Raw genomic sequence first — 5456 nt, forward strand, 5'->3', positions numbered from 1 at the left:
AGACTTTCGTCCATTGCGGAAGGCGGAAGATTCCCTACTGCTGCCTCCCGTAGGAGTCTGGGCCGTGTCTCAGTCCCAGTGTGGCCGATCACCCTCTCAGGTCGGCTACGCATCGTCGCCTTGGTGAGCCGTTACCTCACCAACTAGCTAATGCGCCGCGGGTCCATCTCTAAGTGATAGATTGCTCCATCTTTCTCGATTCGATCATGCGAYCAAATCGCCTATCCGGTATTAGCATYCGTTTCCGAATGTTATCCCAGTCTTAAAGGCAGGTTACCCACGTGTTACTCACCCGTCCGCCGCTAACTTAATTGAAAGCAAGCTTTCAATTAAATCCGCTCGACTTGCATGTATTAGGCACGCCGCCAGCGTTCGTCCTGAGCCAGGATCAAACTCTCCAAATTGGTGTTTGACTTGCTCAATCTTTTATCGCTTTTCTAATGATCCGTTAGGATCGTTAGGGCAGTTTAATACTCGTTGTTCAGTTTTCAAAGAGCAATCTTATTCTTGTTTGTTTCTCGTTTGTTCCGGTGTGTTTCTTGSCCGGAMTAAGAATATAYCATGTATCCGCCCATTAATGCAAGTGTTTTTTAAAAATTCTTTTTAAACATGTGATTCGCTTATATATAGAGTGTGTTTATCCATCTATTTTATACATAAAATAAAAAGAAGCCCAAGCTTTGAATCAGCTCAAGCATCTATTATCAAAACAGTAGTCCCCTTATATGCGGGTTACTTTGAACTCCTGCTTTTGACTCCGCCAGTTTCACTTCTACCTTTAAAAGGAGTTGAACCTTTGGCGCTAGTTGCACCTTTATTCGTGCTACCACTTGCGTTCTTATCCGCTTCCGCGCCTTTAGAAGACTTTTTTCTGCTGAACACTTTCCCTGCAGCTGCTTTTTGCTCACCCTTTTTCCATCGAGTCCAGCCTTTACTACCCGTGCCTCTGCCCGTACCGCCTTTTGCCTTAGCTTTAGTCATATCATCACTCCATTATTTTTTGTAGCCGAATTACTATTCGTAAAATGGAATACCTTATCCTAGTTATGCGGAACAAATCCCGTTGGTTTGGCACACAGTTTCATCAAACGTAACCACTACGGCTTTTATAGCCTCTATATATAGTACACTAAATCGCTAAGTTTAGGCTAATTCCTTCTAAGTAATTTCTCATCATTACTACCTTATTCAAGCAAATTTATACTTGTCCACTCGTTCAATTTCAAAAAAATTCTCTTCTCCCCCGTCTTCGTTATGGTAATATTGTCTGAATCCGTAATTTTATGTATTAATTAAAACTAACGGAACAGGGGAAATACGAGTAGTAATCACATATCTTTTTTCATACCAGTGCAATTCAATCTTATAAAGGAGGATCACCAGATGAAAAAGAAAAACATTTTTATTACAATACTTACATTCACTCTACTTCTCGGCATCATCAATCAACCACCAAGTGTACATGCTCAGACACTTCCTCCCGAAGAAAATCGCTGGAAGGAAATAGCTGTAGGCAGCAGTCAAAGTATAGGTATCAAGGATGATGTAACAGTGTGGAATTGGGGAAACACAACTACATATCGTGGAGAGCTGGGCTCAGAAACCAATCTTAATTCTCTTATTCCCAAGTAAGTGCCTATAATTAAAAATGCTGTCGCTGCCGCGGGTGGGCAGACACACTCGCTAGCGCTAACAAGCGAAGGAACGGTTTGGGCATGGGGCGGCAATCTTGATGGACAACTAGGCGATGGAAACAAAGTTAGTCGTGAAACCCCAAAACAAGTCGAACAGCTGCGTGATGTCATTGCGATCGATGCAGATTGGACCAGCAGCTTCGCTGTCAAACAAGACGGGACGGTTTGGGTCTGGGGCGGCTTTTTCCCCGAAGTTCCAATACAACTTCCTAAAGCTGCGGATATCATTTCCTTATCAGCTGGCTATGGAAACTTTATGATGCTAAAGAAAGACGGGACGGTGTGGACTTACAATTATGGAATGGTTCAAGTAGAAGGTATAGAGGACATCGTCCAAATTGCAGTCGGTGGGCAATATACATACGGTTTGAAGAAAGATGGTACGATATGGTTTTGGGGCTCTAGCGGTATTGGTAAAGTTAATGGGAGTTCTGTTAATAATAATTCAGCACCAAGTATGCTTCCAGGAATGTTCGATGCGGCAGCTATTCAAGCCTCAGCTAGTGGCCCTCTTATATTAAAAAAGGATGGTACGGTATGGGCCAGTGGTGACAATCCCGGAGGCCAGTTAGGTATCGGTTCTTATAAATCGAGCGAAATCCCCGTCCAGGTTATCGGATTAAAAAAAATAAAGCGAATCGCCGCACATGGTACGGGATATCGCTCTATGGCTGTACGTGCGGATGGAACCTTATGGTCATGGGGTATTGGAGCTACTGGCGACGGTACAAAATGGGATCGTACGTTGGCCGTCGGAATTAAGAGCTACGATTCTCAATTAATAGAGAAAGATCCTATTTTTGTCGATATAGATGGCAAAACATTACGTTTGAAACAACCACCGATTAAACAGAATAACCGTACGATGGTTCCAATAAGAGCCATATTTAATGGACTCGGGGCTGTATTAGACTGGGACTCCAATACCCGCACTATTACAGCTTCAAAAGGAAGCAACAGCATTGTATTAGTCGTCGGGAGCACAACGGCACTTGTGAATGGTGAATCGATCATCCTCGATGCTGCCCCGACAATTGTTAACGGCTCCACTCTCGTACCTGTTCGCTTCATTAGTGCATCGTTGGGAGCAAACGTAGAATGGGACAGTAACAGTAAGACTGTCATTATTACAACGCGTCCGTAATGAATGAGAAGAGTTACTAGCTATTTTTAAACGTTATAGATAATGCTTCATCCTTAAGCTGCTTTATCCTTTCTCATAAGATAAGGATAAAGCAGAATGATTCCTACAACATAAAGCAGTAAAGCAAATATTGCTGGCGATAGATGCCAATAGTCGATATATCCAATTCCATAGTGCACGCTGAATCCAGCATAAAAGCCTGGAGCGCCTCCTATTAATAAAGTCCACCACACCCATCGCTCACCTTGTCCAATACCCCACAAAGCAATAATAAGAATCGCTATTGCATCGCATAAGAGTGCACCACCAAATCCAGCCCTATCATGAGCGATTAATGGAATTAAGTTGGGATTCACTTCATTAAGCTCAGCTGGCGTCATCTCTAGATAAACGAGGTCCGTTTGTACGAACACATTAGTCACTCCAACAGCAGCAATTGTGATACCGCCTATTGCTAGCGCAAATCCTAACACAACAAAACATAATTGTCCCCACATCGCAATGCGCCATACCCTATCATTATGTAGATTGACGGAATTACGATTTGGCTGATCTGCTTTTTTGCGCATAGAAAGAATGAATAATGAAAAAGAACAGCCGCCGCTAAAGCATGCAGTGGATCAAAGTAGCCGTAACCCAGATATAGAAAGAAACTCGAGAAACCAAATATCCCAGAGGTCATTAAGGCAGTTTTCGCCCAATGTTGGTTGTGCTTTAGTCCATACTTCGCTAATTGGTAATAAAGAATGCCAATAGAGATCATTGTCCCGGCCAACGTTATCCGATCATGAGACATGAAATGCAGAATACGATGGTTCACAAGGTGAATCTCGGACGCGGTCATACCCAAAAAATCAAGATCATAAGGTAATAAAACAGTAGTTTTGGCAATAATCCAAGCAAGGATGCCGCCAACAATCATCCCTATTCCGAGCAGACACATATAACCCCAATACTTCCAAAATGGTTGGACATTCGGCTCAGCTGTATGACGAACCTGTTCGTAAATAATCGCTTCATTGATACGTTTAGGTAATCCTGGCCCAGCATAAACCAATCCGCTGTGCAGCATGACGTAATTGGCTCCCGCTTGCATAAGATCGAGAGCATCTTGTGGTTCATGTACTCCACCGCCTGCTTTAATTATTAAAGAAGTAGGAAAATGACTACGGAGACTTCTTATTTTATCTAATGTAGGTGGCTTGCTATCTCTGCCGACTCGCACTTCTTCACAGTCGCCATCACGAATAGCCTCACCAATTACTACACCGCTCCATATGGAAGCATCTTGTTTATTTAATAACGCAATTAGCTTATCATTCGGGAATTCGGTTGGTACATATAAGAAAAAGGGCCTTTCTGTTATGTTTCGGAAATTCTTTAATGTATGTATTCCTTTTAAAATAGCAAGAGAACTTTCCAAATCCCTTGACCCGCTAAAAATATCTATATAGAAGCCCGCAGCTGCTCCAGATAATTCAAGCTTCGATATCATTGTCCTGAATTCCTGTAACGCCTGCTTAGGAGAGGAATCCGGCATCGGTGTAATTCGAACAAATTGCGGCAGCTGGTGTCCCGGCTTTTTCATACGTTCAGCTACTCGTTCTACACCTACGTTCTCAAAATAAGAAGGATATCGAATGGTTTCCACTGCTGAGTCATTTTCAATTCGTGCTTGCATTCGAATCGGATTGACTGTAACCGGACCTTGCTCGATAAAACCAAAGCCGAACTGGGCTAATGCTCTATGAGCAGTTCCTTGCGGATCAACGCTACCTGACAAGCCAATCGGTGAATGAACAGATATACCGGTTATACTTCGTTCAAGCAGTGGTGACAGCTCCATATGTCCAAGCGTTCGAATAACAAAGGATCCACTTGGCAATCTGCTTAATAAACCAATGGATTGTAACGTTAATGACCTGCTAAGCCTAGCAGGGAGCCGAAACAATAAAGGTCGAAATAAAGTTTGATAAGACCAATCCGGCATGATAGTTCTCCTTAACTCATTAGTATAGGAATATTATACCAAATTGAGCGGAGTAAGTAGATCATCTAAGAAAAACATTCTATATAAAAATCCATTATATGCAAAAAAGCACCTAATCAATATCCTACAAGGACATGAAAAGGTGCAATCTATATTCAACCCTTGAAAAAACTTGTTTTCCAAGGAGAATTGGATATGTAATTCATAGATAAAAAATGGTGAGTCATGTAGGATTCGAACCTACGACACCCTGATTAAAAGTCAGGTGCTCTACCAACTGAGCTAATGACTCATGGAAAGTTCAAAGATGATAAATTTACACCTTCAAAACTGGATACGAAAGTTGTTTCACTGAACCTTAGCTGTTTGTTTGCCGGATGTATGGGTCCATGCAAACCTTWTTTTAGGATAAGCCCTCGACCGATTAGTATTCGTCAGCTCCACGCATTGCTGCGCTTCCACCCCGAACCTATCAACCTCGTCGTCTTCAAGGGGTCTTACATACTGGGAAATCTCATCTTGAGGGGGGCTTCACGCTTAGATGCTTTCAGCGCTTATCCCGTCCGTACTTGGCTACCCAGCGGTGCTCCTGGCGGAACAACTGGTACACCAGCGGTACGTCCATCCC

General features: G+C 42.8%; 5 protein-coding genes, 1 tRNA gene and 2 rRNA genes. 2 read left to right on the forward strand and 6 right to left on the reverse strand.

The genetic code is table 11. The features are described from left to right. Both AC1DWN_RS26895 and AC1DWN_RS26900 read right to left on the reverse strand, forming a co-directional pair. A 16S ribosomal RNA gene (locus tag AC1DWN_RS26895) occupies positions 1 to 404 on the reverse strand; the annotation flags it as partial. Positions 405 to 732: 328 nt separating this feature from the next. Further along, on the reverse strand, positions 733 to 981 hold the full coding sequence (locus AC1DWN_RS26900) for a DUF3934 family protein (protein WP_477561962.1): 249 nt from the start codon (positions 979 to 981) through the stop codon (positions 733 to 735). Between the two features lie 402 nt (positions 982 to 1383). Here AC1DWN_RS26900 and AC1DWN_RS26905 point away from each other — a divergent pair, with 402 nt between their 5' ends. Together AC1DWN_RS26905 and AC1DWN_RS26910 are read left to right on the forward strand one after the other, a co-directional pair. After that, complete coding sequence (locus AC1DWN_RS26905) at positions 1384 to 1632, forward strand: hypothetical protein (RefSeq protein ID WP_477561963.1); 249 nt, start codon at positions 1384 to 1386, stop codon at positions 1630 to 1632. After that, positions 1633 to 2838 carry a stalk domain-containing protein gene (locus AC1DWN_RS26910; protein ID WP_477561964.1) on the forward strand — a complete coding sequence of 402 codons (1206 nt, stop codon included), beginning with the start codon at positions 1633 to 1635 and terminating at the stop codon, positions 2836 to 2838. A 53-nt stretch (positions 2839 to 2891) separates the two neighbouring features. Here the strand turns inward: AC1DWN_RS26910 and AC1DWN_RS26915 are convergent, their stop codons facing one another. The 4 genes from AC1DWN_RS26915 to AC1DWN_RS26930 all read right to left on the reverse strand — a co-directional run. After that, complete coding sequence (locus AC1DWN_RS26915) at positions 2892 to 3335, reverse strand: hypothetical protein (protein ID WP_477561965.1); 444 nt, start codon at positions 3333 to 3335, stop codon at positions 2892 to 2894. After that, complete coding sequence (locus tag AC1DWN_RS26920; RefSeq protein WP_477561966.1) at positions 3305 to 4828, reverse strand: beta/alpha barrel domain-containing protein; 1524 nt, start codon at positions 4826 to 4828, stop codon at positions 3305 to 3307. Before AC1DWN_RS26920 ends, AC1DWN_RS26915 begins: the two co-directional genes overlap by 31 nt. A 216-nt stretch (positions 4829 to 5044) precedes the next feature. Next, positions 5045 to 5120, reverse strand: a tRNA-Lys gene (locus AC1DWN_RS26925). 112 nt (positions 5121 to 5232) lie between these two features. Further along, positions 5233 to 5456: ribosomal RNA gene (locus tag AC1DWN_RS26930) — 23S ribosomal RNA — on the reverse strand; the annotation flags it as partial.

This window comes from Paenibacillus sp. P4_A7, from assembly GCF_056402455.1.

What these genes read in the sequence shown, in the direction of transcription:
- AC1DWN_RS26915 (WP_477561965.1), bottom strand. Translation starts at nt 3,335, where the DNA reads ATGTGGGGACAATTATGTTTTGTTGTGTTAGGATTTGCGCTAGCAATA.
- AC1DWN_RS26900 (WP_477561962.1), bottom strand. Translation starts at nt 981, where the DNA reads ATGACTAAAGCTAAGGCAAAAGGCGGTACGGGCAGAGGCACGGGTAGT.
- AC1DWN_RS26905 (WP_477561963.1), top strand. Translation starts at nt 1,384, where the DNA reads ATGAAAAAGAAAAACATTTTTATTACAATACTTACATTCACTCTACTT.
- AC1DWN_RS26920 (WP_477561966.1), bottom strand. Translation starts at nt 4,828, where the DNA reads ATGCCGGATTGGTCTTATCAAACTTTATTTCGACCTTTATTGTTTCGG.